This window comes from Streptomyces sp. NPDC048718, from assembly GCF_043198875.1.
Classification (GTDB): Bacteria; Actinomycetota; Actinomycetes; order Streptomycetales; family Streptomycetaceae; genus Streptomyces.
The window spans coordinates 302,884-328,737 of sequence record NZ_JBICVG010000005.1; the positions used below are offsets into that span (position 1 = coordinate 302,884).

The 25,854-nt window shown below is 72.2% G+C and carries 17 protein-coding genes, 1 tRNA gene and 1 pseudogene; 12 read left to right on the top strand and 7 right to left on the bottom strand.

Features of this window, described 5'->3' with window-relative positions; all coding sequences use genetic code 11:
* Nucleotides 1–58: 58 nt before the first annotated feature.
* The 3 genes and pseudogenes from ACGFRB_RS12000 to ACGFRB_RS12010 all read right to left on the bottom strand — a co-directional run.
* Nucleotides 59–493: a hypothetical protein gene (locus ACGFRB_RS12000; RefSeq protein WP_393242163.1), complete on the bottom strand. Its 435-nt coding sequence runs from the start codon at nucleotides 491–493 to the stop codon at nucleotides 59–61.
* 366 nt (nucleotides 494–859) lie between these two features.
* Nucleotides 860–1,570: a phosphotransferase gene (locus ACGFRB_RS12005; protein WP_393242166.1), complete on the bottom strand. Its 711-nt coding sequence runs from the start codon at nucleotides 1,568–1,570 to the stop codon at nucleotides 860–862.
* Between the two features lie 189 nt (nucleotides 1,571–1,759).
* Nucleotides 1,760–1,891: pseudogene (locus ACGFRB_RS12010) on the bottom strand (DUF397 domain-containing protein); the annotation flags it as partial.
* A gap of 336 nt (nucleotides 1,892–2,227) precedes the next feature.
* Between ACGFRB_RS12010 and ACGFRB_RS12015 the strand changes: the two are divergent.
* From ACGFRB_RS12015 to ACGFRB_RS12025, 3 genes are all read left to right on the top strand, one after another.
* Entirely contained in the window at nucleotides 2,228–2,386 is a 159-nt protein-coding gene (locus ACGFRB_RS12015; protein WP_393242169.1) for a hypothetical protein, read from the top strand.
* A 206-nt stretch (nucleotides 2,387–2,592) separates the two neighbouring features.
* On the top strand, nucleotides 2,593–2,715 hold the full coding sequence (locus ACGFRB_RS12020) for a hypothetical protein (protein WP_393242172.1): 123 nt from the start codon (nucleotides 2,593–2,595) through the stop codon (nucleotides 2,713–2,715).
* 386 nt (nucleotides 2,716–3,101) lie between these two features.
* Nucleotides 3,102–6,476: a hypothetical protein gene (locus ACGFRB_RS12025; RefSeq protein ID WP_393242175.1), complete on the top strand. Its 3,375-nt coding sequence runs from the start codon at nucleotides 3,102–3,104 to the stop codon at nucleotides 6,474–6,476.
* 492 nt (nucleotides 6,477–6,968) lie between these two features.
* On the opposite strand, the gene ACGFRB_RS12030 is transcribed toward ACGFRB_RS12025, so the two are convergent.
* Nucleotides 6,969–7,041 (bottom strand) — tRNA-Arg (locus ACGFRB_RS12030).
* A gap of 261 nt (nucleotides 7,042–7,302) precedes the next feature.
* On the opposite strand from ACGFRB_RS12030, the gene ACGFRB_RS12035 reads away from it, so the two are divergent.
* From ACGFRB_RS12035 to ACGFRB_RS12075, 9 genes are all read left to right on the top strand, one after another.
* Nucleotides 7,303–8,961 (top strand): dynamin family protein, encoded by a 1,659-nt coding sequence (locus ACGFRB_RS12035; protein ID WP_393242543.1) that lies wholly within the window; start codon nucleotides 7,303–7,305, stop codon nucleotides 8,959–8,961.
* 10 nt (nucleotides 8,962–8,971) lie between these two features.
* Nucleotides 8,972–11,212: a GTPase gene (locus ACGFRB_RS12040; RefSeq protein WP_393242545.1), complete on the top strand. Its 2,241-nt coding sequence runs from the start codon at nucleotides 8,972–8,974 to the stop codon at nucleotides 11,210–11,212.
* A 183-nt stretch (nucleotides 11,213–11,395) separates the two neighbouring features.
* Nucleotides 11,396–11,947 carry a single-stranded DNA-binding protein gene (locus tag ACGFRB_RS12045; protein ID WP_393242178.1) on the top strand — a complete coding sequence of 184 codons (552 nt, stop codon included), beginning with the start codon at nucleotides 11,396–11,398 and terminating at the stop codon, nucleotides 11,945–11,947.
* A 246-nt stretch (nucleotides 11,948–12,193) separates the two neighbouring features.
* Entirely contained in the window at nucleotides 12,194–13,645 is a 1,452-nt protein-coding gene (locus ACGFRB_RS12050; protein ID WP_393242181.1) for a Cys-Gln thioester bond-forming surface protein, read from the top strand.
* Nucleotides 13,646–13,830: 185 nt separating this feature from the next.
* Nucleotides 13,831–14,520 carry a hypothetical protein gene (locus tag ACGFRB_RS12055; protein WP_393242184.1) on the top strand — a complete coding sequence of 230 codons (690 nt, stop codon included), beginning with the start codon at nucleotides 13,831–13,833 and terminating at the stop codon, nucleotides 14,518–14,520.
* A gap of 251 nt (nucleotides 14,521–14,771) precedes the next feature.
* Nucleotides 14,772–16,436, top strand: a complete 1,665-nt coding sequence (gene ettA, locus ACGFRB_RS12060) for an energy-dependent translational throttle protein EttA (protein WP_393242187.1) — start codon at nucleotides 14,772–14,774, stop codon at nucleotides 16,434–16,436.
* Nucleotides 16,437–16,449: 13 nt separating this feature from the next.
* A complete protein-coding gene (locus ACGFRB_RS12065) occupies nucleotides 16,450–16,884 on the top strand; it encodes a thioesterase family protein (protein WP_363000423.1) in 435 nt (144 codons plus the stop codon).
* On the top strand, nucleotides 16,881–17,558 hold the full coding sequence (locus tag ACGFRB_RS12070) for a hypothetical protein (protein WP_393242190.1): 678 nt from the start codon (nucleotides 16,881–16,883) through the stop codon (nucleotides 17,556–17,558). Before ACGFRB_RS12065 ends, ACGFRB_RS12070 begins: the two co-directional genes overlap by 4 nt.
* 11 nt (nucleotides 17,559–17,569) lie before the next feature.
* Nucleotides 17,570–18,040: a GNAT family N-acetyltransferase gene (locus ACGFRB_RS12075; protein ID WP_393242193.1), complete on the top strand. Its 471-nt coding sequence runs from the start codon at nucleotides 17,570–17,572 to the stop codon at nucleotides 18,038–18,040.
* 122 nt (nucleotides 18,041–18,162) lie between these two features.
* Here ACGFRB_RS12075 and ACGFRB_RS12080 read toward each other — a convergent pair whose 3' ends face one another.
* The 3 genes from ACGFRB_RS12080 to ACGFRB_RS12090 form a co-directional block, all read right to left on the bottom strand.
* Entirely contained in the window at nucleotides 18,163–19,233 is a 1,071-nt protein-coding gene (locus ACGFRB_RS12080; RefSeq protein ID WP_393242196.1) for an ABC transporter ATP-binding protein, read from the bottom strand.
* Nucleotides 19,230–22,073: an FtsX-like permease family protein gene (locus ACGFRB_RS12085; RefSeq protein ID WP_393242199.1), complete on the bottom strand. Its 2,844-nt coding sequence runs from the start codon at nucleotides 22,071–22,073 to the stop codon at nucleotides 19,230–19,232. The genes ACGFRB_RS12080 and ACGFRB_RS12085 overlap by 4 nt, the downstream gene beginning before the upstream one ends.
* A 257-nt stretch (nucleotides 22,074–22,330) precedes the next feature.
* On the bottom strand, nucleotides 22,331–25,660 hold the full coding sequence (locus ACGFRB_RS12090) for an FtsX-like permease family protein (protein WP_393242202.1): 3,330 nt from the start codon (nucleotides 25,658–25,660) through the stop codon (nucleotides 22,331–22,333).
* Nucleotides 25,661–25,854 lie beyond the last annotated feature (194 nt).

A 25,854-nucleotide genomic window follows, 5' to 3' on the forward strand; every position in this document is an offset into this window, starting at 1 on the left:
TCACGGCGTGCCGGTGCCCCCGCTTCGGATCGAGCGGGGGACACCGGCGGCTCACCGGTCAGACGCGCCGCAGGTAGACGGTCTTGCCCGAGCGCTGGCTGAGCCAGATCTTCTGGTCTGCTCCGCCTCCGGCGAGGCGCGGGTTGTCGTAGGTGCTGGAGCCGGAGCCGCCCGGGTTGACGGTGACGATCACGCGGTCCAGAAGCCAGTCGTCGTTGTTGTCGACGCCCTCGAAGCGGAGGTAGACGGGGTAGCGGTCGACGTCATCGGTGTCGAGGGCGGGGACGTGGCGTGGGTCGTTGCGCGCGGCGTCGAGCACGTTGGAGCCGTCGCCGAAGACGTACGTGTAGTTGTCGCCGGGCTCGAAGTCGTTACGGGAGGAGTCCACGTGGAACTCCCGGCCGGCGACCCCGATGTACACGAAGCCGTGGGTGCCGGCCCCCGTGTCGGGTGCCGTGATCAGCTGGACCGTGATCTTGGTGATGCCTGCCATTTGTTTCCTCCGTGTAGCAGACACGACTCGCCCGCACGCATGGAAAGAACCTGGAAGCGGTTTCATCTGACGAGAGTGGCCGGACGGTCACGGTGTACGCACCCGCGTGTCCGACCGTGCCGACGAGTCTGTTCGGTGGTGCGGTCACGCGACCGCGCCCACTTTCAGTGTTCACGCGGCTACCGTCAGGTATCAAGGGGGCTGAGGTGCGGATGCGATGTACTGGGGCGTAAACCTACGGCGGAATCGCGTGGGTGGTGCGGCAGGCATCTCGTGGTGCGGCGCTGAGCACGGCGTATGCCGGTCATCTTGTCGTAACGCGATCTCGCTGAGTGGACGCTGCCGGCGTTGTCTCCACATCGCGGATCAGCTGGTGTGAGCTGCCTCGGTGAGGGCTTCGGCGGTGCGGTAGGCGGTCGGGGCCGTCGCGAGGCGGCGGGCCGGCGCCAGAGCCCGGCGCTCGGCGGCGGCGCGCGCCGTGGTGTCGCTGAGGGTGGTGAAGTCGGCCGGGCGGGCGAAGCCGACGACTCTCCGGATGATCTCCGCTCCGCAGAAGCCGAGGGTCTCGGTGAACAACTCGTCCAGGTAGCGGTTCCGTTCCGTCTCCAGTGCGGGTGCGGCGGGGCCGGTGAAGAGGGCCGGCGGGTAGGCGTCCCCGTCGGCGTGGCCGCGCCACAGTTCGGTGAAGTGGCTGCGGAAGTCGTTCCAGAGCTGTGCGACGGAGGCCAGCAGCCAGTCCTGTTGCGCGGTTCGGTCCGCGGGGTGCGCGTCGGCGGCGTAGTAGGCGATCAGCAGGTGGGCCAGGAGCGTGCCGAGGTCGAAGCCCATGGGGCCGTAGCAGCCGAACTCCTGGTCGATCATGCCAGTGGACGACTCCGAGACCATGATCGAGCCGGTGTGCAGGTCCCCGTGCAGGAGGGCGTCGCGGGAGGTGAGATAGCGCTGTTTGAGCCGGGATACGGCGATCTTCAGCTCGGTGTCCCGCTGGAGGCGCTGGATGTCCTCGTCGAGCTCTGGGCTGGTCCACTGGTTGCGCGGATGGTCCACGTACACCTCGGTGAAGACCATGTCCTCCATGATCCGGCACATCTCAGGGAGGAGTGGACGCGTCGGGGGCCGGCCGGGCCTACGGGGCCGGCTCGGCCGGGCAACGCCTCAGCGCGTTCCCGTCCCCCGTCGCGGCTTGCCCGAGGCCTGCCGCTCCGTTTCCGGGGAAACGCTGTTCCCTTGTCCCCCAATAGGGGCAGGGGTGCGAGATTTGACGTCTCAGTCGCCGAGTTCGGCGCCCTTGACGCCCGCGACGAACGACGAGAACGCGGCAGCGGAGACGCTGAGCGACGGCCTGTCGGAGACCTTCGAGTCCCGGACGGGGACAATGCCACGCGCGGCGACAAGGTTCTGGGATGGTTGCCCTTGATCAGTGCGTTGTAGTGCGCCTTCTTCTCCTCGGCGAGGAAGTGGGCGTGGTCGTGCTGGGTGTGCATGGCATCGAAGGTGACCACGGTGTCGGCCAGGTCCAGGGGGTCGAGCAGCGGGCGGAACGCGGTGATCTCATTGCTCTTGGAGTCGACCTGGCGCTGGGCGATGACGGCGCGGGTGCCGTGGATCGAAGCGGCGGGCAGGCGGACCGCCCGGCGTTCGCGGGTGCGCGAGCCACGCGGGGTCTTACCGTACTGAGATGGCTTGCCGCTTGGCTGGGCTCTTTGCCGGCACGGATCCGGCGAGCGGGTCGGTGTGCTGCAGCCGGAGCCATGCGCCCAGGGCCGTATCGAGGGCGTCGCCGTCGATACGGGCGAGGAGGCGGGCCAGGGTGCAAGTGCGCGGGATGCCGCGCACGAGGCCGATGCGCTCACGCAGATCCAGGATGGCATGCAGACGCGGCTTCGGTTGTGATCAATGGCTTCAGACCTTGATCATCCGGGGCCGCGTCCTGTTCCACCAACGGCGCGAACCAGTCAATCCTGATATCTCATAATAATTGTGACGCCTCGTCGCCCAAAAACACTCGCGCCCTGTGGCCGTGGGTGATCTGGTCCGCTGGGTCACTGGGCCAATCAGCCGACTGCCCGTCAGGGGAAGTCCGTCGCGATGGGCGCGCCGTGCCCAGGGGGCCTGCCCAGGCGTCCTGTGTGCGCCGCCAGGAGGCCGACAAGGCCGCTGCGGGCGACAAGTGGATGGAAAGCGGCTACACCTTCGCCCGTCCCCCTGAAGCGGGCCACTGACGCCAGATCATGTGGGCTACGCCCTCCAGCAGTTGGTGCGAAGCCTCGGGACTCCACCGGTGCGGCTGTATCGGAGGCGCCCGAATGCCGACCCGAATCGCAGCAATCAAAAATCGCCTGAATGCCGACATTTGAAGGAAAGGTGTAAGAGTCGGAGGAGATTAGCATTCGCCTGATTCGTCATCGATTTCCAGATCGGAGGCGATTCTCCATCGCGTAAATCATGGGTAGCTCCGGAGGTGGACATGGGCAAGGCGGGTATGGGCCGTGCCGGCGGTAAGGCGCCGGGCGGCCGGTTGTGGAAGTGGGGGAGGTGGCGGGGTCCCGGGCGTTCGGCCGGGTGCCCGCCGAGACCGCCGACCTGGCTGCACTTCTGGCGGGTCGCCATGGTGGCCGCGTTGCTGGTGTGCGCCACCGGGCCGGCCGTCGTCGCGCACGCGCAAACGCTGCTCACGGTCGCGTTGTCGCCGGTGACGACCCCGGTGAACTCCGGCGACGTACTGATCTACGCGCTCAATGTGCAGTGCTCCAACCCGACCGGCTGCGGGACGATCACGGCCACGATGCCCGCGCCGGCCGGCTGGACCAGCGCCGCCGGCACGCCCAGCGCGTCGCTGAGCCCCGCCCAAATCGCGGCCGGGATCACCCAGTCGGCCGATTCGGCGGGCACGCTCACGCTCACGTGGCCGAACGCGACCGCCGGCAATTCGCAGCAGATCCAGGTCAACTGGCCGACCCAGAACTACCTGACGGCGCCCGGACCGCAGACGGTCACCGTGACCGCCAGCGACACGGCCGGCGACACCGTCGAGCCCTCGACCGCCACTGTCCAACTCAACGCCGTGCCCAACCCGGAGCTTTTCAAGAGCGGTCCCAGCATCGCGGTCGCCGGCGGCACGGTCTCCTACCTGATCTTCGCGCGCAACATTCAGACGAACCCGACGTCGGCGGAGGGCGGGCTCGCCCTTGACAACGTGGTCATCTCCGATGTGCTGCCACCTGGAGTCACGTTCGTGAGCTGCAGCGACGGCTGCACGTACGATTCCGGCACTCACACCGCGACCTGGCCGGCCATCCCCCGGATGGCCGGCGACCAGGCCGGGCGCACCATCACGTACACGCTCCCGGCTACGGCGCAGCCGGACGACACCTTCACGAACACGGCGAGGCTGGAGGCTACGCCCTTCGGCTCGACCACGCCGATCCCTCCGCTCACCGCCACGGCGGTCACGACGATCCCCAGCGGTCCGCCGGTGGTCGAGGCGTATACGTACAAGGGCACCGACTACAGCGTGGCGGCCGTCAACGGGCCCGCGAACTGGTACATCAACGTGGGCAATCGCGGTAACGTCGACGCGTCGCTCGTCATGCGCGACGACCTGCCGGCAGGGTTCAACGCGACGGCCATCGGCTCGTTTCAGAGCAACAGCACGGGGGCCCCGCCGCCCAGCGGCACGACGATCGTGGTGACCTACAGCGACTCGTCGCAGGAGACACTCACCTGGCCGGGCTCGCGGCTCGACATCACCAAGCCCGGTGTGCGGGTCACCAACATCACCGTGACCATCCCGAACGTCTCGCCGTCGACGACCTACGGCATCATCATCAACGGCACGATCGACGCGTCCGCGACGCCCGGATCGACGATCACGAACTGCCAGAGCACGACCGTCTCGGCGCCTGGCGTGGCCGACGACACCGCCACGGATTGCTCGTCGCTGAGGATCAAGGAGTACCTCACCAGCGGGTACCTCAGGAAGGACCTCGTCGGCCCCACCCCGGCCGCGCCGGGAGCGACGCAGACCTGGGGCTTGAACATCGGCTGGGACCCGAGCCTGGCGACCACGGACCTCCAGCCCGAGATCATCGACCTGATCCCGCCCCAGCTGACCTACGTGCCGGGATCCTTCACCCTCGCCGCCGGCCAGGCGGCAGGGTGTCCGGTGGCGTCCGACTTCGAGGTGTCACTGACGCCGAACTACCTCAACGGCCGCACAGCCTTGATCGCGACCACGGCCGGCTCCGGCGCCACCGTTCCGTTGAGCGACAGTTGCCGGTACGCGTTCCAGACGACCGTCAATCCGTACACGCCTGCCGGCACGTACGGGGGTACTGCCGGTGGCGCGGGACCGACGGACCCCACCTACCCCGTTCAGCCGGCCTACGAGGGTAACGTCGCGTACCTGTTCGATGTGCGCGGCTACCTGCTCGCCGGCAGCTTCGGCAAGGTCGCGGACGCCGCCGATGTGAACAAGAACGGTGACACGCAGGAAGGTGTCTCGGCGACCACCGCCGACTTCGCCGTGGCCCGGTCGGCGGCGTTGGGCGTCACCAAGGAGGTGAAGGGTGACAGGGACACCGATTTCCTCGGATCGGCGGAACAGGACCCCACCCAGGTGGGTACCTCCACCGCGGGCGGCACCGTCACCTACCGTGTGACTCTCGCTGACAACGGCAACGAGCCCATGACCCACTTCGTCGCCTACGACCTGCTTCCGTACCCCGACAACACCGGTGTGACGGCTTCCCGGTATGCCGATCACAGCGACGTCAACGAATGGGTGCCGACGCTGACCGGGCCGATCGACACCGGCTCCGATCCGGTGACGGTCTACTACTCCACCAACACCGACCCCTGCCGGCCCGAGATGGACAACACCGGCACCCAGCCGTTCTACTGCGGCGGCGATGTCAACGCCCACTCTGACTGGGTCACGGCGGGCGGGGTGACCAACTGGTCGGCGGTGCGCGCGATCCGCTTCGACTACGGCAACACGATCATCGCGCCCGGCACGACGTACACCTACACGTGGACCATGAACGTGCCCACCACCAAGGCCGGTGGCGCCGCGTTCGTCGGCGGCGAACGGACCTGGAACAAGATCGCCGCGCAGGCGGCCAGTGACGTGTCCGGCGCGCTGACCGACCTCCTTCCCACCGAGGCGCCGTGGGTCGTCGATCAGGTCGTCCCCAGCCAGGAACCGGCCGGTCTCGGCATCGTCAAGGAGGCTGACACTCCCGGTCCGTTCCACGTCGGTGACACCGTTCCCTACACCTACACCGTCAGCAACACCGGCCCAACCCAGATCACCAACCTCACCGTCACGGACGACCGGGTCACCGGCATCACCTGCGAGTCCACCACCCTCGCCCCCCAGGGCAGCCCCGGAGACAGCACCCGGTGCCACGGCAGTTACGTCATCACGGACGCCGATGCCGCGGCCGGCCACGTGACCAACACGGCCCTCGCCAGCGGCACCGATCCCGAGGGTGGGACGGTGGAGAGCCCGCCGGCCGAGGAGACGGTTCCGGTCGTCTCGGGCCAGTCGTCGCTGTCGATCACGAAGCAGTCCGACGTGGAGGGCACCGCCTCTCCGGGCGACGAGGTGACGTACACCTACACGGTGACGAACACCGGGCAGACGGCGCTGACGGACGTGGCTGTCCATGACGACCACGTGGCGTCGGTGGCCTGTGACACGACGACCCTCGACCCCGGTCAGAGCACGACCTGCCGGGGCACGTACACCGTCACCGAAGCCGACGCGGTGTGCGGCACGCGCGGCAGCGGAAACGGCGGGTACGGCGACCACGGCACCACCTGCCCGGTCACCAACACCGCCCACGCCACCGCGCTCGGCGTTGAGGGCGACACGATCACCAGCAACACTGCCACCGCCACCATCCAGGTGACCTCGGGCGGAGGCGGCGGCTACGGCTCTGGCGGCTCCGACTACGGCAACGGAAGGGGAAACTCCTAAGCAGATCCTCCGAGGGGGCTGTACGACGACGAGTCGTACAGCCCCCTCTGGGCTGTCCGGAGCATGGTCAGGCCTGAGAGGTCGTTTTCGATCTGCTGGCGCATGCCGGCGTGGATGTTGTGTGGGACGAGGCCGGCGGGCTGGACGAAGCGCACACCGTCGGCCTCGTCGTTGAGAGTGGGGCCGCCGTCGGCGGGGCGGCCATCCCGGTGTTGTGAAGGTGGCGGCAGCGTTGCGCGGAGCGCGAAGGGCCAGGCGCGACGGGGCCCGCGATCGGGGTGCCGAGACTCAGGCGGATGTCGGGAGGTGGGTGTGGGTGGCGGCCCGAACTTCGGGCCGTTTTCGGGCCGGACGGCCGCCAGAGGCCGCCCCCGGCCGGTTCCAGTCGGACGGATCAAGCCAACAGTGCCCGGTTCCCGCCCCGCCCCATCTCGACCGAAAAACTCCCCCGACCAGCAGAAAGACCCTCCCGAAGGAGGGTCTTCCGTCACGCGCCCCCGGCAGGACTCGAACCTGCGGCCAAGTGCTTAGAAGGCACCTGCTCTATCCGCTGAGCTACGGGGGCCGACGGTGACCGGGTCAAGGATAGGGGTCCGGTGGCCCTGGCCCGGCTGCTTCACCTGCGTGGCACGATGTGGAGGTTCGGTGAAGCGGTCCGATAATCGCAGCCAGGTGCGATTCGCGCAGCGCTTTTTGCGCCACGGGGGCCGGGTGTTGTGCAGTCGTTATGCCTGACGTTCTCGGCTACATCCGTTCGGTCGGCGCGCAGGGCGCCCATACGCTTCAAAATGACTCCTAAATTGGGCATTCTTCGCATGTGGTGACCTTGGACGAACGGCCCCAGCTCATCGACGCACTCTCCGCCCTGCGCGACCGTGTCGCCGCCGTGCGTCTTCCCCTTCCGCTCCCCGGCGCGCCCCGGGCCCGGCAGACCCGGGCCGAGTTGCTCGCACAGCTCGACGACTACCTGGTGCCCCGTCTGAAAGATCCCGACGCGCCGTTGCTCGCGGTCGTCGGCGGATCCACCGGGGCCGGGAAGTCGACGCTGGTCAACTCGCTCGTCGGGCGGCGCGTCAGCGAGGCAGGAGTGCTCCGGCCCACCACCCGGACCCCCGTGCTCGTCTGCCACCCCGAGGATCACCACTGGTTCGCCGGCATGCGCGTCCTGCCCCAGCTCACCCGGGTCTGGCTGCCCCAGCAGGACGACGACCACCCCGAGGAGCCCCCCGAGGACAACTCCCTGCGCGTCGAGACCTCCGCCACCCTGCCGCGCGGGCTCGCGCTCCTCGACGCGCCCGACATCGACTCGCTCGTCGTCGAGAACTGCCTGCTCGCCGCCGAGCTGATCTGCGCCGCCGACATCTGGGTCATGGTCACCACCGCGAGCCGGTACGCCGACGCCGTCCCCTGGCACCTGCTGCGGACCGCCAAGGAGTACGACGCGACCCTGGTCACCGTCCTCGACCGCGTCCCGCACCAGGTCATCGGCGAGGTCTCCCGGCAGTACGAGGCGCTGCTCCTCAAGGCCGGATTCGGCGACCTGCCCCGGTTCACCATCCCCGAGCTGCCCGAGTCCACCGGCGGCGGCAGCGGACTGCTGCCCGACAACGCCGTCGCCCCGCTGCGCGGCTGGCTCGCCCACTGCGCCCAGGACCCGGCCGCCCGCCAGCAGGCCGTCGGCCGGACCGCCGCCGGGGTGCTCGACTCGCTCGACAGCCGGATGCCGGAGCTGGCGGGGGCCGTGGCGGCGCAGTACGCGGCGGCCGTACGGCTCGGGGGCGCCGTCGAGGCGGCGTACGAGGAACAGGGGCGGCGACTGCGCGAGCAGGTGCGCCGGGGCGCCGTCCTCGCCGGCGACGCGCGGACGCGCTGGCGCGGCTACCCCCGGGACAGCTCCGCCGGCGAACTCCTCGACGCGCTCGTGGAGTCCCTCGCCGCGCTCGCGCAGTGCGCCGTCGCCGCCGCCGACGAGCGCGTCCGCGACGCCTGGCGCCGCGAGCCCGCCGCGCTCGCCCTGCTCCCGTACGGCCGCCCGGCCCGCTACGGCGGCGCCGACCCGGACTCCGGCGAGCGGGTCGCGATGACCGTACGGCGCTGGCGGCGCGTCCTGGAGGAGATGGTCGAGGAGGAGGTACGGGAGATGGAACGTCCCGCCGCCGCCCGTACCGGCCGTCCCACCCGCACGAGCCGCCGCGCCCCCGCGCCCGCCGCCCCCGACAGCGAGACCCTCACCGCGCTCCTCGCCGCCGTCCTCCTCGGCGGCCGGCGCACCCGGGCCGCCGGCGACCGGCTCGCCGAACTCCTCGGCGCCCAGGGCGCCTTGCGGCTGCGCGACAAGGGCGGCGAGCTGGCGACCGCGTACCTCGACCGCGCCCTGCACACCGAACGCGACCGCTGCCTGGCGCCCCTCGACGCCCTCGACGTGACCCCCGAGCCGCAGGCCGAACTGATCGCCGCGCTCTCCGTACTGCAGAAGGAGAAGTGACGCCGTGGACATGGACGCACAGGTGGATGGGGACCAGGGCGCGCACCCGGGTACGGAGCGCGGCTCCGGGAGCGCCGGGGACGTCGGAACCGGGACACCGGCCGGGCGAGTGAGCGGGGCCGTGGACGGTACCGCCGTGGAACCCGCGCCCGAGCCCCCGGCCGAAGCGACGGGCGCGACCTCGGCCCCGCCCGCGACCGCGCCCGAGGCCACCGACCCCGCCGACCCCACCGGCACCCCCACCGCCCCCGACGCCCCCGGCTCCGAGCGGTCCGCCCGCCGCTGGGACGACGGCCTGATCGCGCGCCGCGCCGCCGACCGCACCCCCACCGACCGCACCCCCGACTCCGACTCCCACGCCTCCACCGCCGCCGGCCGCTCCCCGCACCCGGACGAGCGAGCCCCGGCGCCGTCCGCCCCCGGGCGCGCCGCCGGATCCGACACTGAGGACGACGCGCCGCCCGCCCTCGGCGGCGGTGGGTACGGGGGAGCCCTGCGCACCCGGCTCGACGCGCTCCACGAACTCGTCGGCCTGTCCCGTACGCGCGTGGAGAGTGAGGTGCTCGCCGAGGCCGGCCGGGTCCTCCAGGAGGCGGCGGCCCGCCAGCGGCTGTCGTCCCGGCACACCGTCGTCGCCATCGCGGGCGCCACCGGCAGCGGCAAGTCGACGCTGTTCAACGCCCTCGCGGGCGTCCCCGTCGCCGAGACCGGACTGCGCCGCCCCACCACCTCCGCGCCGCTCGCGCTGTGCTGGTCGGAGGGGGCCGCCGGGCTCCTCGACCGGCTCGGCATCCCCGGCCGGCAGCGCCGCCGGCCGCTCGCGGGCGGCACCGGCGACAGCGACCTCCAGGGCCTCGTCCTCATCGACCTGCCCGACCACGACTCGGCCGTCACCGCCCACCGCGACCAGGTGGACCGGCTGCTCGGCCTGGTCGACGCGGTGATCTGGGTGGTGGACCCGGAGAAGTACGCGGACGCGGCCCTGCACGAGCGCTATCTGCGGCCGCTCGCCGGGCACGCCGAGGTCACCTTCGTCGTCCTCAACCAGATCGACCGGCTCGGCACCGAGGCCGCCGACCTCGTCCTCGACGATCTGCGCCGGCTGCTCGACGACGACGGGATGGCGCTGGGCGAGCACGGCGAGCCGGGCGCCACGGTGCTGTCCCTGTCCGCGCTGACCGGCGCGGGCGTCGGGGAGCTGCGCGAGCTGCTCGGCCGGTTCGTCCAGGAGCGCACCGCGCCAGAGCGGCGGCTCGCCGCCGACGTCGACGCGGCCGCCGCCCGGCTGCGTCCGGTGTACGTGGCGGACGGGCGGCCCGGGCTCGGCGAGCGGGCCCGGGACGAGTTCGCCGACCGGCTCGCGGGCGCGGTCGGCGCGCGGGCGGCGGGCGAGGCCGCCGAGCGGGTCTGGCGGCGCACCGCCATCAAGGCCTGCGGTACGCCCTGGCTGCGGCTCTACCGCTGGTACGAGTCCCTCCGCGCGCACGGCATCACGGACCCGAGGCTCGACAGCCCGGTCGAGGACGAGCTGACCGCCCGCCAGCGTGTCGAGCAGGCCGTACGGGCCGTCTCCGACGAGGCCGCGCGCGGGCTGCCCGGGCCCTGGGCGCAGGCGGTACGGGAGGCGGCGGCGCGCGGGGCCGTCGGGCTACCGGAGGCTCTCGACGAACTCACGGTGACCATGGGCGACCCGGCGGCCCGCCCGCCCCGGCCCGCGTGGTGGCCGGCGGCGGTGTTCGCGCAGGCGATGATGACGCTGCTGCAGATCTTCGGCGCGCTGTGGCTGATCGGGCAGATCGCCGGGGTGCTGACCCCGGGCCTGCTCGTGCCCGCTCTGATCATGCTCGCGGGGATCGTCGGCGGTCCGCTGGTGGAGTGGGCGTGCGCGGTGGCCGTACGGGGGCCGGCGCGGCGGTACGGGCAGGAGGCCGAGCGGCGGCTGCGGGAGGCGGCCGCGGCCTGCGGGCGGGCGCGGGTGCTCGATCCGATCGCGGCGGAGCTGATGCGCTACCGGGAGGTGCGCGAGCAGTACGTGACGGCCTCGGGCGCCGAGCGGGTCGCGAGCCGGGGGATGGGAGCCGGTGCCGGGATGGGCGCGGGACTGGGGCACGGGAGCCTCGGTGGCTACGACAGTCACAGCGGTCACGGCGGTCGCAGTGGTCACAACAGTCACGCCGGCCACGGGTTCGGTGGCGTCGCGCGGGGGACCCGGCTCGGGCCGACGAGGGCGGGTGCCGCGCGGTCCAGATAAGCCATGTTCCAGGGGTGTCCGTCCCCTGCTGTCCCCAGGCCCCGTCACTCGCCCGAGTGGCGGGGTTTTCCACAACTGCCCTGCTGTCCACAGCTTTGAGTGGATTCTCCGGAAGAGGATCAGTATGGGATCCGAGCACGGCCCTCGCCGCGAGGGCCCGAACGGCGCGGAAGGTGACGGCTGATGAGCGAGACGACGGTGACCCTGGTCGGCAACGTGGCGACGAACGTGGAGTACCGGGACACGGCGACGGGCGGGGTGGCCCGGTTCCGCTTCGCGGTGTCGGCCCGTCGCTGGGACCGCGAGCGGGCCGTCTGGACGGACGGTCCGACCAGCTTCTACACGGTGTCCGCCTGGCGTGCCCTGGCGGTGAATCTGGCCGCCTCGGTGTCGGTGGGGGAACCCCTCGTGGTGCACGGGAGGTTGAAGATCCGCGAGGAGGAACTCGACGGGCGGCGCAAGACCTTCGTGGACGTCGCCGCGACGGCGGTGGGCCACGATCTGACGCGGGGCACGGCGGCGTTCCGGAGGGCGGTGCGGGCGGTGAGGGAGACGTCCGCGAGTGGGCCGCCGCCGACGGGGGAGGAGGACTGGGGGAAGCGGGGGAACCGGGACGAGCGGGCAGGGGTCGTACGGTCCATCGGCGTACCCGGCAAGGCTCTTGACGGAGCGTCCGATGATGTGCCCGACCCCTGGAGAGTGGGAGGGGATCCCTCGGTGGTGTCCGCCTCCTGACCTTCGGGCGTGGGGATTTGTCGATACCGCGACCTGCAATTCTCGTCCAACTGACGGTCTCCGATAACGATTTCGAGTCGGAATGGTTATCAGACTGCGCGAGGGGATACCCCGGCCTTCCCGCTCCCTAGGATTCTGGGTACTCATGAGGCGTTTGCTTCCCGTGGGTCAGTGAGTCTGCTGACAGGCGCTCCCCCCACGCGTCTCGATCGATGACGCGGAGCGGCCTGTCCGGAGGGGAATTCCATGATTTCTGTACGCAGGCGCGGCGTTGCCCGCCTTGCCGCCGCGGCCATGGTCTCGGGCCTCGTCGCCGCGAGCGCGATAGCGGTCGCGGGGCCGGCGATGGCGGACCAGGGCAACGAGGGCATCGGTGGTGCCACGGCGACGCTCGGCGACCTGAAGGTCTTCGACAAGGTGGTCGTCAAGTCCAACGGGCACGAGCGGCAGGTGTCCGCCGGTCTGTTCGAGATGGATGTGAAGTCCGGGGGGTCCATTCAGACCTACTGCATCGATTTCCACACCAGGGCCATCCAGGGCCAGGAGTACGACGAGGTCGGCTGGGACCAGTCGTCCCTCCACGACAACGCGGACGCCGGCAAGATCCGCTGGATCCTGCAGCACTCCTACCCGCAGGTGAACGACCTCGGCGAGCTGGGCCGCAAGGCCGGCGCGAAGGGCCTCACCGTGGAGACGGCCGCCGCCGCCACCCAGGCCGCGATCTGGCACTTCTCCGACAAGGTCGACGCCATGCCGACCAACGGCGCGGCCGCGAAGCTGACCGACTACCTGGAGAAGAACGCCACCAACCTGGCCGAGCCGAAGGCGTCGCTCAGCCTCTCGCCGTCCTCCGTCGCCGGAAAGGCGGGCGAGCGTCTCGGCCCGATCACCGTCGACACCAGCGCCGACACCGCCGCGGTCTCCCTCGCGCCCGGTGCCCCCGCCGGCGTGCAGATCGTGGACGCCGACGGCAAGGCGGTCACCGCCGTCTCCAAGGGCGAGAACAAGATCTACTTCGGTGTTCCGGCCGGCGCCGCCGACGGCAGCGCCGAGCTGAACGTCCAGGCCAACACCGTCGTGCCGATCGGCCGCGCCTTCGTGGCCAAGAAGGTCAAGAGCCAGACCCTCATCCTGGCCGGCACCAGCACCTCCACCGTCACCGCCAAGGCGAGCGCGACCTGGGCCAAGCAGGGTGCCCTGCCGTCCGTGACCGCTATGAAGAACTGCGCCAAGGGCGGCGTGGACATCACCGCCGGCAACGAGGGCGACGAGGACTGGACCTTCGAGGTCAAGGGCGAGACGCACACCATCGCCGCGGGCAAGACCGAGACGTTCACCGTCCCGGTCGCCGAGGACGAGGCGTACAAGTTCACCATCACGGGCCCGAACGGCTTCGAGAAGGTCATCGAGGGCGTGCTCGACTGCCAGACGGCCACCCCCGGCCCGACGCCGTCCGAGACCACCCCGGCGCCGTCCACCTCCCCGTCCACGTCTCCGTCCCCGTCCGCCGGTGGCTCCACCACCGGTGGTGACACCACGGGCGGCAACACTCCCGGCACGAACACCGGTGGCGGCGACCTCGCCGAGACCGGTGGCTCCAGCGCCACCCCGATGATCGCCGGTGTCGCCGTCGCGCTCGTCGTGGTCGGCGGCGGAGCGATCTTCTTCCTCCGCAAGAAGAAGGCGGCCGGTCAGTAAGGCACCGCCTGAACGCCTGAACCCGTTGTAGGGATAGGGAGCGGCCTCGGCGCGCATCACGCGCACCGGGGCCGTTCCGCGTTCCCTCCGGGGTTCCCCTGGCTCAACGCCTGTGTATGTCACGCCTGTTGGGATGAGTACGCGTGCTCATGCCCGCGGCCGGGCGCGCTTCCGACACTGGGCGCATGAAACTCACACGAATCAGCGCCATGGCCGCCGTGACCGTCTTCTCCCTCGGCGTGCTCACCGCCTGCGGGACCGAAACCAAGCCCGGAACCGGGGCGACGTCCGGCGGTGTGGCCGGCACCCTCACGGCCACACCCGCCCCCGTACCTCCCCGGACGGACCCGGAGGTGGAGTTCATGATGATGCAACTCGCCGTCGGCCGGCCGTGCCACCCCGGCGCGCCCACCGCACCCCCGGACTCCGAGGAGCCTCCTGTGCCCACCGGGCCCTCGGGGAGACCCGTGACACCCCTCACCTCGCGCCCGGCCGAGCCGCCGCCCGTCGGCGACCCCCCGTCGCGGCCGCCGGCGTCCTCCACGCGCCCCGCCCGCCGGTCGTCCGGGGTGGAGCTGACCGCCGCCTTCCGGTGCGAGGGCCGGCTGCACGCCGCACGCATCACCAAGGAGCTGGACGCGCTCCCCGACCCCACGCCGGAACGGGTCAGGGCCGCCCTGAACAAGCTCGGCTACACCGACGAGAGAATCCACGGCCTGGAGCGCGCGGGGCGGACGACGCGGTTCGTTCTCGACCTGCGGATCTTCGAGGACCCCCTCTGCCTGGCGGGTGACGTGACCGCCGGCGCGACGGTGATCAAGCCGTTCGGTGTCGCCTCCGACGTGAAGGGGGAGGACGTGAAACGCCCGGACTGACCCGCGCCGGGCCCTCCAGGGGCCGCCCCCGCCCCTCGCCTCTCATGACCACGGTGACGCATGGTGATGCGTGGTGACGCGCGGCGGCCCGGCCACCGTCGAACGGCTGCCCGCCGGTGCCCGCCGGTCACCGAACGGCCCTTGAGAACGCGCAGCTCAGGCGGCCCCGGCGGATGTGGTTTCCGCCGACGGCCCTCGGTCAGGCAAGATGGAGTCCATCTGCCCACTCACTCCTTGCCGGACGGTTTCTCTTGGCTGAGTACATCTACACCATGCGCAAGACGCGCAAGGCGCACGGCGACAAGGTCATCCTCGATGACGTGACGCTGAGCTTCCTGCCGGGTGCGAAGATCGGTGTGGTCGGCCCGAACGGTGCCGGTAAGTCCACCGTGCTGAAGATCATGGCCGGCCTGGAGCAGCCCTCCAACGGTGACGCGTTCCTGTCGCCGGGCTTCTCCGTCGGCATCCTCATGCAGGAGCCCAAGCTCGACGAGTCCAAGACCGTCCTGGAGAACGTCCAGGACGGCGTGGCCGTGATCAAGGGCAAGCTCGACCGGTTCAACGCGATCGCCGAGGAAATGGCGACGAACTACACCGACGAGCTCATGGAGGAGATGGGCAAGCTCCAGGACGACCTGGACCACGCCGAGGCGTGGGACCTGGACGCCCAGCTGGAGCAGGCCATGGACGCCCTGGGCTGCCCGCCCGGCGACTGGCAGGTCACCAACCTCTCCGGTGGCGAGAAGCGCCGTGTCGCGCTCTGCAAGCTGCTGCTCGAGGCCCCCGACCTGCTGCTCCTCGACGAGCCCACCAACCACCTCGACGCCGAGTCGGTGAACTGGCTGGAGCAGCACCTGGCCAAGTACAAGGGCACCGTCGTGGCCATCACCCACGACCGGTACTTCCTCGACAACGTCGCCGAGTGGATCCTCGAGCTGGACCGCGGCCGCGCGATCCCCTACGAGGGCAACTACTCCACGTACCTGGAGAACAAGGCCTCCCGTCTCAAGGTCGAGGGCCAGAAGGACGCCAAGCGCGCCAAGCGCCTCAAGGAAGAGCTTGAGTGGGTCCGCTCCAACGCCAAGGGCCGTCAGGCCAAGTCGAAGGCGCGCCTCGCCCGCTACGAGGAGATGGCCGCCGAGGCGGACAAGATGCGGAAGCTGGACTTCGAGGAGATCCAGATCCCGCCGGGCCCGCGTCTGGGCAGCGTCGTCGTCGAGGTCGAGAACCTCAACAAGGCCTTCGGCGAGAAGGTCCTGGTCGACGACCTCTCCTTCACCCTGCCCCGTAACGGCATCGTCGGCGTGATCGGCCCGAACGGCGCCGGCAAGACCACGCTCTTCAAGATGCTCCAGGGTCTGGAGACCCCGGACTCCGGCGACATCAAGGTCGGCGAGACCGTCAAGATCTCGTACGTCGACCAGGGCCGCGCCAACATCGACCCGAAGAAGACGCTGTGGGAGGTCGTGTCCGACGGTCTCGACTACATCAACGTCGGCCAGGTCGAGATGCCGTCCCGCGCCTACGTCTCCGCGTTCGGCTTCAAGGGCCCGGACCAGCAGAAGCCGGCCGGTGTGCTCTCCGGTGGTGAGCGCAACCGCCTGAACCTGGCGCTCACCCTGAAGCAGGGCGGCAACCTGCTGCTCCTCGACGAGCCGACCAACGACCTCGACGTCGAGACCCTGTCCTCGCTGGAGAACGCGCTCCTCGACTTCCCCGGCTGCGCCGTGGTCGTCTCCCACGACCGCTGGTTCCTGGACCGGGTCGCCACGCACATCCTGGCGTACGAGGGCGACTCCAAGTGGTTCTGGTTCGAGGGCAACTTCGAGTCGTACGAGAAGAACAAGGTCGAGCGCCTCGGCCCGGACGCGGCCCGTCCGCACCGTGCCACGCACAAGAAGCTGACCCGAGGCTGAGGCCGGCGAACCCATGGCGAGGCACCTCTACTCCTGTCCCCTCCGCTGGTCGGACATGGACGCCTTCGGGCACGTCAACAACGTGGTCTTCCTCCGCTACCTGGAGGAGGCCCGGATCGACTTCATGTTCCGGCTGGCGCCGGGGGACGGGAGCCCGTCCTTCTCCGGCGGGTCCGTCGTGGCCCGGCACGAGATCGACTACGTCCGGCCGCTGGTGCACCGGCACGAGCCGGTCACCGTCGAGTCTTGGGTCACCAAGATCGGCGCGGCGTCGCTGACGATCGCGTACGAGATCAAGGACCCCGACGTCACCTACGTCCGGGCGTCCACAGTCGTCGTGCCGTTCGACCTGGAGGAGCAGCGTCCCCGTCGCATCAGCGACGAGGAGCGGGAGTTCCTCAAGGAGTACATGGACGACGGGATGACCTCGCGGGCCACCGACGCATGACCGCGTCCGCGCCGCTGCGTTTCGCCGACCCCAGGGAGGCGGCGGGTCTCGCCGCCTTCCTGCGCCGGCTGCTGCACTACGACCGCGCCGCCACCGTCCGTCTTCAGGCCGGCGGCGGCGCGGTCGCCGTGTTCGGCCGGCCGCCGTCGTTCGAGGTGATCGCCATCCGTACGGCGCGCCTGGCCGACCCCGTCGACTTGGACGCGACCGTCTCGGCGGGCGAACTCCTCGAAGGAATCGAGGAGTCGTCGGGAAAGGCGTTCGTGCCCGGCACGGTCACCGGCCCGCCGTGGACCGGGGTGCTGCCGCCCCGGACCGACTGGCAGCCGGTCGCCGGACTGCCGTCCGCCGCCGAGCTGCGCGGCGCGGTGGCCGAGGCGGTGGCCGAGTTCCGGTCCCGGGACGAGGCCCTGCCCGAGGAACGGCGCACCCGCGCCGAACGCGACCGGATCGGCCGCGAGATCTGGTCCCGCGTCTTCACCGGTACGGGCCTGCCGCTGCGCGCCGCGCACGCCGCGCAGTCCCTGGGCTTCCTGCCGCCGGTACCCGGCGAGGAACTGCCGGTGGCGCTGTTCGCCGCCGGTCCGTGGCTGCGGCTGCGCACCCCGTACGGCTCGGTCGCCCTGCGCGACGTACCGACGGCGCTGACCGTCACCCCGAGCGAGCCCCGGTGACGGAGGGCCCGATGAGGACGGACCCGACGGCGGACGACCAGGGGTCCGGCGCGCCGGACCCCGAGGTCCCCGCCCCGGCCTCCGCGCTTCCCGCTCCGGTCCTCGCCGTCGACGCCGAGCTGACCAGCCCCGAGCTGGACGCGCTGTTCCACGCCTCCTGGCCCGGCCACCGGAGCACCGACTTCACCCCGGTCCTGGCCCGCCGGCTGCTGCACGTCACGGCCCGCCGCGCCGGCCGGCTCGTCGGCTACGTCAACGTGATCGGCGACGGCGGCGCGCACGCCTTCGTCCTCGACACCACCGTCCACCCCGACGAGCGCCGGCAGGGGCTCGGCGTGGCACTCGTCCGGGCCGCCGCCGAAGCCGCCCGCGAGCGGGGCGCGCACTGGCTGCACGTGGACTACGAGCCGCACCTCACCGGCTTCTACGCGCGATGCGGCTTCCGCCCCACCGAGGCGGGCCTGCTGGCCCTGAGCCCCTGAGTCTCTGAGCCCGAGCCGCTCCCTAGCCGGCGCTCGGCCCGCAGACTTCGCGCCCCCGACCCGCGCCCCCGACTTCTGTCAGGGACACGGGTGTCAGGGACACGCGTCGCACCGGCCCCGGGTCAGTGCTCCGCGTCGTCCGGCCACACCCCGATGTGGTCCGACTCCAGTTCCAGGGCCACCCGGTGCCGCATCGCGAGCGCCTCCGTGTACTCCGCCGGCAGCTGGAGCCGGCCCGCCCGGTCGAGCATCGCGTACTCCCGGGCCACCAGCGACTCCTGCCCCTCGGCGTCGACCTCGGTGCGCCGCAGCACCTCCGACGAGGTCCGGCCGTCGCGGATCGCGACCGTACGGCGGACCTCGGAGGCGACCTGCTGATCGTGGGTGACGATCACGATCGTCGTGCCCAGCTCCTCGTTCGCCCGCCGGAACGCCGCGAAGATCTGCTCGCCGGTGCCCGAGTCCAGCTCACCGGTCGGCTCGTCCGCGAGCAGCACGGACGGGTTGTTGGCGAGCGCGACCGCGATCGCCACCCGCTGCTGCTGGCCGCCGGAGAGCTGGTGCGGACGCCGGTCGCGGAGGTCGGAGATGCCGAGCATCGACAGGAGTTCCTCCGCCCGCTTCCCCTTGTCCTTGGACCGGCCGCCCCCGGCGCCGTCCTTGCCGCCGCCCCGCAGCTGCATGGGCAGGGCCACGTTCTGCGCGGCGCTCAGATACGGCAGCAGGTTGCGCGCGGTCTGCTGCCAGACGAAGCCGACGACGTCCCGGCGGTAGCGCAGCCGCGCCTTGCCGTCCATCGCGAGCAGGTCGCAGCCCGCGACGGTGGCCGCGCCGGCGGTCGGCACGTCGAGCCCGGCCAGGATGTTCATCAGGGTCGACTTGCCCGAGCCGGACGCCCCGACCAGCGCCATCAGCTCGCCCTTGCGCACCAGCAGGTCCAGGCCCTGGAGGGCCTGCACCTCCACCCCGTCGGTGGTGAAGATGCGGACCAGCCGGTCGCAGGCGATCAGCGCGTCATGACCGTACGAGGGCCGGTCGCGGTGCGCCGTGGCCCGCCGCTCCAGTTCCTCCAGCGTGGTCCCGGCCGAAGCGCCCGAGGCCGAAGCACCCGAAGCCGAGGCCGAAGTGGAGGCCGAAGCAGAGGCCGAGGCCGAGGGCCCCGAGGCCCCCGAGGGTGTCGAGGTCGTCGTCATCGTGCGTCTCCTGCCCTGAGTTCCTTGATCGAGCCCTTACGGGCCGCCCACCACGCCTGGGCCACGGCGGCCCCGCCCGCGAGCACCACCACGCCGGCCGCCGGAAGCCCGAGCGTCCAGGCGTCCGCCCGCAAGGCCGTGCCGAGGGCCGCGGCCTCCTCGGGCGCCCCGGCGAGTGCCAGCCGGGTCAGGTCGACACCCGGCGAGAGCAGCCGGATCGTCACCCAGCCGACCACGATGCCGCCCACCGCCGCGGGCGCCGCCTGCGGCAGCGCCTCCAGGGCGAGCAGCCGCCGGCCCTGGCTCCGGGTCAGGCCCATGGTCCGCAGCCGGGCGAGCAGCGTGGTGCGCTCGGGGGCGACCTGGAACAGGGCGATCAGCAGGGCGAGGACGGCATAGCCCGCGCCGGCGGCGATGGCGACGAGGTAGAGCCCCTCGGCGCCGGTCTGGAGCGGCGAGTCGACGGAACCGGCCCGCTTCTCGGCGGCCAGTTCCACATGGGCGCTCTTGCTGGAAGCGAGGACCGTGGTGCGCAGCCCCTCGCCGTCCAGTGCCCCGTCCTTGCCGCCGGTGACGAGCAGCGCGGTGGGCGCCTGGTTGACCAGGTCGGCCAGGTTGACGAGGAAGAAGTCCTTGTCCGGCAGGGCCGGGGTGACCTCGCGCACGGCCACGACCTTCACATGGAAGCGTCCGGCCGCCGCCGTGATCTCCATCGGCTTGTCGCCGAGCCGGTCGGCGACCCGCGGCGAGGCGATCACGGGCACGACCCGCTCGTTGTCCCCGACGGCCTTGCCCCCGCCGGTGCCGGTGGACTTCAGCAGATCGGCCGGGAACGCCCCGAAGCCGGTGCGTTCCGCGAGCCGGGCGTACGTGGCGGGGTCGATGCCGACCAGCGGGGCGCCCATGCCGTTGTCGTTGATGCCCGGCCGGGCCGGCAGGTCGACGCCGTACTCGACCTGGACGGGCGACACTTCCCGTACCCCGGGGAAGGCGCGGACCGTGGTCTCCACCTTCGGGGGCAGCGGGGAGAAGGCGACCCCGCTCTCCACCCGGGCGTCCGCGCCGGTCGCCAGATAGGCCGCCTTGTCGCGGGCGTCGGAGATGCCGGTGAGCACGGAGCCGCCGAACGCGGCCGTGGTCAGCGCCACGAGCAGGGCGAGCAGCGGCAGCGCGCCGGTGGCCGAGGAGCGGCCGGCCCGGGCGAGCGACAGATAGCCGACCACGCCCCGCAGCCGGCGCGCGGGCCGGGCCGCCCAGCGCAGCGGCAGCGGGTACAGCCGGACGAGGACGAAGGCGGCGATCAGCGCGACGAGCACCGGGGCCGCGCTCACCAGGTAGTCGACGGAGCCGGAGCCGGGGTCGGCCGCGCCGCCGGATCCCGTACTCGTGCCGGATCCGGCGCCCGGGGTGTCCACGCCGCGGCGGCGCAGCGCGGTCACCGCACCCACCGCGAGGACCAGGAAGGTGAGTTCGGCGACCGTACGGCGCCGGGACGGCTTGGCGTTGATCAGATCGTCCCGCGCGCTGTGCAGCTGCGGACGGCGGTGCAGGAACATCGCGCGCAGCGGTACGACGAGACAGCCGAGCAGCGCGACGGCGCCGACGGCCACGCAGGAGGGCCCGATCCGGTCGGGCGAGGCGCCGGTGAACCCGTACGCCAGCAGCAGCCCGAGCACCGAGGCCGGCACGGTGACGGCGGCCGTCTCGCCGAGCAGCCGGACGCCGATGCCCGGCAGTGAAGCACCCCGGGAGCGCAGCAGGGCCAGTTCGGGGTGGCGGCGGGCGGTGAACAGGCCGCCGGTCATGATGAGGACGACGGCCGCGACCGCGCCGACCCCGAACACGGCGACCGCCACCACCGAGGCGATGGAGCCGCGCATGTCCCGGAAGCCGGTGATCACGTCGTCGAGATCGGTGTGGAACCCGCCGTTGTCGCCGAGGACTTCACGGATCTTCACGAGGCCGGGGCCGGCGCCGAGCGAGTCGAGCACACCGGCGAGCCGGTCGGCGTCCCGCGCGGTGAGCTCGTTCGCGGCGGGCGCGAACCGCCAGTACTGCTCGGGCTCCCCGAGCGTGCCGGCCAGCTGGGGCGCGCTCTCCGGCCCCATGATCAGCGCGGCCGCCCAGTACCACGCGGGCTCGGCCCCGCCCGTGGCCAGATAGGCGGGGGTCTCCAGCTGCGTCTCGACCGTCCAGAAGGGCCGCTTGGCGTCCAGCGGACGGACGATGCCGGTGATGGTGATCGCCTTGGGCTCGCCGTCGGTGCCCGCCACATGGACGACCGAACCGGTCTTGATGCCCAGCGCCTTGGCGGTCTTCTCGGAGACCACGGCCTCCATGCCGCCGTCCGCGCCCCGCTTCGGCGCGCGGCCGGAGACATAGCGGGCGTGGTCGGCCAGGCCGGTGGGGGCGTCGAGGAGCAGCTGCGGCGGAACGTGGTCGCGCTGGGGCAGCCACGGGTCGAGCGCGGGCACCCGCTTCGTGGTGTGCGCTCCGTAGACCGAGTCGGCGCGGTCGACGCGCAGCGGATCCGGCAGCAGGGGCGCCAGCTTGTCGCGCTTGCGGAGCAGGCTGTCCGGGGAGAGCTCGGACGCCTGCGCCTCGACGCCGAGACTGCTCGCCGCCCGGGTGCTGATCGTCATCGTGGCGCGGTGGGCCGGGGCGGCGCTGATCGCGTGCCGCAGCCCGTCCGTCTCGTATCCGTCGGTCGTCCACGGCAGAGACGCCGCGAGGAAGGCCGTGACCAGGACGAGCAGCCCGTACGCGAACGCCGCGCCCGGCGCGGTCCGCAACCGGGTCCGGACCCAGGGCGCCACGGTACGGGCGGGCTTGCGGGGCATGGCGGTCGCCTTTCCGCGGGCGGGAGTGGACGAGAGGGACAAGGGATGCGCGGGAGGTGTGGGAGACGAGGGGGACGAGTGAGGTGCGGGGGCCGAGGTCGACGACGGGGTCGGGACCGCGGACGGGACCCGGCCGGCGGTGCCCGCGGCATCCCTGGCGGCCGTGGTGCCCGCGGGGTTCGTGGACTCCACGGGGTCCGGGTCCGGGAGGTCCGCGGAGCCCGGGGACTGGCCGGACCCCGGGGAACCCGGGGCCATCAGTTGTCCCCCTGCGAGCGCAGCGTGACGGCCGGGTCGTGGCGGCGCAGCGCGATCGCCACCACGATGGCCAGCGGCAGCGCCGCCACCCCCGCGAGCAGCAACAGCACGTGCCCCAAGGGAAGTTCGACGAGGACCCGGGGCACCGGACGTTCCGCCTGCCCGGTGAGCACGATCAGCGGGACGACCGCCCGGGTCAGTACCGTGCCGAGCGCGACACCGACCACCAGACCGATGCCGACGAGCACGCTCTGCTCGGCGGCGATCAGCCGGGCCAGCTGGCGGCGCGACGCGCCCAGCGCGCGCAGCACGCCGAACTCCTGGGCCCGCTCCCGCATCGAGCCCGCCGAGCCGACCGCGAAGCCGACCGCCGCGAGCGCCGCCGCTGCCGCCGCGACCGCCATCAGCGCCGAGTTGGGGCCCGCGCCGAGCGGGTCGCCGAGCAGCTCGGCCGCGACCTCGTCACGTACGACCACCTGCGTGGGGTCGCTGTCGGGCCGGGCGCGCAGGGCCTTCACGACCTGGTCCGTCCGGCCCGGCTCGGGGTCCAGCCACCACTCGGTGGGGGCCAGGGTCGCGGAGCCGCGCCCGGTGAGGGCCAGGTTCGCCGTGGGCAGGTCGATCAGGAGCGCGCCGCCGTCCTGGGGTGTGGAGACGGTCGTGGTCACGGAGACGGAGCGGGCGCCGGGCCCGGTGGTCGGCAGATCCCGCACGGTGTCGGCGATCCGCACCTGAAGGGTGTTGCCGTTGAAGGAGACCTGGAGGCTGTCGCCCTTCTTCGCGCCGGTGGAGGCGAGGAAGGCGTCGGTCGCCAGGGCCGGGATCTCCTTGGGCGGCGAGGCGCGGGGCGCGTCGATCGACACCGTGTAGACGTCCTGCCTGGCGAACCGGTCCGGGTGCCGATCCGCGGTGCCCGCGACGAAGCTCGCGGTGAGCGGCGCGGTGGCGGTGGGCCGGACCGCGATCGAGGTGGCCTGGCTTTCCTCCGGGCCGTCGTCCACCTTGTACGTGGCGTGCCAGTCCGCCAGGGCGGCGCGCACGGCTTCCACCTGTCCGGGTTGTTCGGCGGCCCCGGCATCCCCGGAGCGGGCCGAGAGCACCTGCTCCACGAAGACCTCGCGCTGCCCGCCCTTGCCCGGGTCGACCGCACCGTCGAAGGTGAGCCCGGACAGGCGGAAGCCGTGCCCGCCGTCGAGCGCGGGCAGGTCGAGGGTGAGCCGGTGGCTGTGGCCGTCGGCCGGGAGGGTGCCGATCAGCCGGTGGAACGGCATCCCGGACGCGTCCTCCAGGACGATCGTGACCTGGGTGCTCGGCGTCCCGGCCGGTGCCTTGTCGCGCAGCACGACGGTGAGCGCGCGGGTGCCGGCGGGCAGCGGGATGCCGGTCTGCTTCCCCGGCTTCGGGGTGACGGCGGCGACCTTGGCGGCGGGCGAGCCGTCGGCGAGGTCGGGGCGGAAGGTCAGTCCGGCGGCCCGCCGGGTGTCGACGGCCAGGATGGTCGCCTGCTTGCCGTTGAGGTCGGTGGAGCCGCGGTGCACGGACGCCACGCCGCGCACCCCGTCCACCATCGCGAGCCGTTCGGTGTCGGCGAGTTCGCCGGGGCCGGCGCCCAGGACCCGTACCGGCACACCGGCCTTGAAGTCGGCCTGGTCGCGCTGCGAGCGGTTCCAGGTGTCGCTCTGCCCGATCGCCAGCATGCCCATGGCGATGGCGAGGACGAGCAGCAGCACCGGGCCCGCGCCGCGCAGCGGACGGCGGCTGAACTGCCAGCCGGCGAGCGCCGCCGGCAGCCCGCGCCCGCCGGCGGCGCGCCGCTCGGCCAGCTTCGCGGCGGGCGGCAGCAGCCGCAACGTGAGGACGGTGCCGGCGAGCAGCGCCAGGGCGGGCGCGGCGACGAGCAGCGGGTCGACCCCGAGACCGCCGGAGCGGTCGCCGGCCAGCGCACCGGCGCCCGTGCCGGTCTGCCGGTCCAGCTGCCAGTAGGCGATGCCCGCGACGAGCAGCAGGGCGATGTCGGCCCCGGCGCGGACGGGCCCGGGCAGGGCGGCGGAGCGGCCCTTGCGCAGCGAGACGGTGGCGCCGTCCCCGGCGGCGAGCGCCGGGGCGACCACGGCGGCGGCGCAGCACAGCGCGACACCGGCGGCGACCAGCCACACGACGGGCGGCGGGACGAGCGCGAGCCGGCCAAGCGCCTCCCGCGCGGTGCGGTCGGCGAACAGCAGCGTCAGCGGGTGCGCGAGGAGCGGGGCGACGACGGCGGCGGGCAGCGCGAGCAGCAGCGCCTCGACGGTGGCGAGCCCGGTGATCCGGCGGCGCGAGGCGCCTCGGGCGCGCAGCAGTTCGGTCTCGCCGGAGCGCTCGGAGCTCAGCAGCCGGGCCACCAGGAGCAGCGCGTACGCGGCGAGCAGGACGAGCTGGACGGCCACGATCGACAGCGTGGAACGGGAGACCAGCAGCGCCCGCTCGGTCTGCTCCAGGACGGTCGGCAGCGAGGTGTACGCGGTGATGGTGGCGCCGAAGCCCGCGGTGTCCTCCAGGATCGCCTTCGGCGCGTCGGTCGCGGACTCGCGGAGGGCCGCGATCCGGCCGGTGTCGACGCCGGTGTAGTCGGCGACGCCCAGCCACGAGGTGCTGCCGGAGGTGACCCGGCCGGAGGCGAGGGTGGCGGGGTCGGTGGCCAGCGGGCCGTACGTGGTGAAGACCAGGGTCTTCACGCCTCGGCCGCCCGCCGGGTCGAGCTGCCAGTACAGGTCGGCGGTGTCGACGGGCCGGTAGACGCCGGTGATCCGGGTCTTCAGCGGCTTGCCGCCGAGCCGGTCGGCGAGGTCGAGGACGGTACCGGGGGTGATCTTCAGCCGACGCGCGGCCTCCTCGGGCATCGCGCTCTCGACCGGCCCGGTGGCGCCGCCGGCCTTCGGCCAGGAGCCGCGGACCAGGGTGAGCCGGGAGCGGTCGAGCGCCGCGAAGTGGGTGAGGTCCGGGTCGCCGGAGCGGGCGGCCGGCGGCTGGAGCGTGCGGGGCAGCGCGTACGGGCCGGACGTCTGCAGCTTCCGTACGGTGACGGGCAGCCCGGCGAAGGTCCGCTCGGCGCCCTTGCGGGCGGCGGCGTCGGCGCTCGCCCGGTGGTCGGCGGGGATCTGGCCGCTGACGACGAGGGCGGCGGCAGGCGCCGAGCGGCCCTTCAGGGTGCTCTGGAGCGCGGCGTCGCCGATCGAGCCGGAGAAACCGGCCAGGGTGGCGAGCACCGAGGTCGTCAGGAGGACGGCGAGCAGGGCGGCGGCGAGCAAAAGCCGGTGTGCTCTGACCCGCAGAAGTACGAAGCCCGTCACCCGGTTCCCCCCTGAAACACCGTGATCGTTCAGTATCGAACGTTCATCGGATGCTGTCAGAGGGGAGGGGGTCTGGAAACCGCTTGCCGACCCACCTTGATCCGATCGTGACCGGTATTCGGGGTTCCGTCACCGGAATGTGTTCGTCCGGGAGCGGGCGGTCAGAGTGAGCGGCCGGAATGCGAGCGTGGGGC

Excerpts from the sequence above, each read along its gene's own strand:
- ACGFRB_RS12000 (WP_393242163.1), bottom strand. The coding sequence starts at position 493 with ATGGCAGGCATCACCAAGATCACGGTCCAGCTGATCACGGCACCCGAC.
- ACGFRB_RS12005 (WP_393242166.1), bottom strand. The coding sequence starts at position 1,570 with ATGGAGGACATGGTCTTCACCGAGGTGTACGTGGACCATCCGCGCAAC.
- ACGFRB_RS12025 (WP_393242175.1), top strand. The coding sequence starts at position 3,102 with ATGGTGGCCGCGTTGCTGGTGTGCGCCACCGGGCCGGCCGTCGTCGCG.
- ACGFRB_RS12040 (WP_393242545.1), top strand. The coding sequence starts at position 8,972 with ATGGACGCACAGGTGGATGGGGACCAGGGCGCGCACCCGGGTACGGAG.
- ACGFRB_RS12045 (WP_393242178.1), top strand. The coding sequence starts at position 11,396 with ATGAGCGAGACGACGGTGACCCTGGTCGGCAACGTGGCGACGAACGTG.
- ACGFRB_RS12050 (WP_393242181.1), top strand. The coding sequence starts at position 12,194 with ATGATTTCTGTACGCAGGCGCGGCGTTGCCCGCCTTGCCGCCGCGGCC.
- ACGFRB_RS12055 (WP_393242184.1), top strand. The coding sequence starts at position 13,831 with ATGAAACTCACACGAATCAGCGCCATGGCCGCCGTGACCGTCTTCTCC.
- ACGFRB_RS12065 (WP_363000423.1), top strand. The coding sequence starts at position 16,450 with ATGGCGAGGCACCTCTACTCCTGTCCCCTCCGCTGGTCGGACATGGAC.
- ACGFRB_RS12070 (WP_393242190.1), top strand. The coding sequence starts at position 16,881 with ATGACCGCGTCCGCGCCGCTGCGTTTCGCCGACCCCAGGGAGGCGGCG.
- ACGFRB_RS12075 (WP_393242193.1), top strand. The coding sequence starts at position 17,570 with ATGAGGACGGACCCGACGGCGGACGACCAGGGGTCCGGCGCGCCGGAC.
- ACGFRB_RS12080 (WP_393242196.1), bottom strand. The coding sequence starts at position 19,233 with ATGACGACGACCTCGACACCCTCGGGGGCCTCGGGGCCCTCGGCCTCG.
- ACGFRB_RS12085 (WP_393242199.1), bottom strand. The coding sequence starts at position 22,073 with ATGCCCCGCAAGCCCGCCCGTACCGTGGCGCCCTGGGTCCGGACCCGG.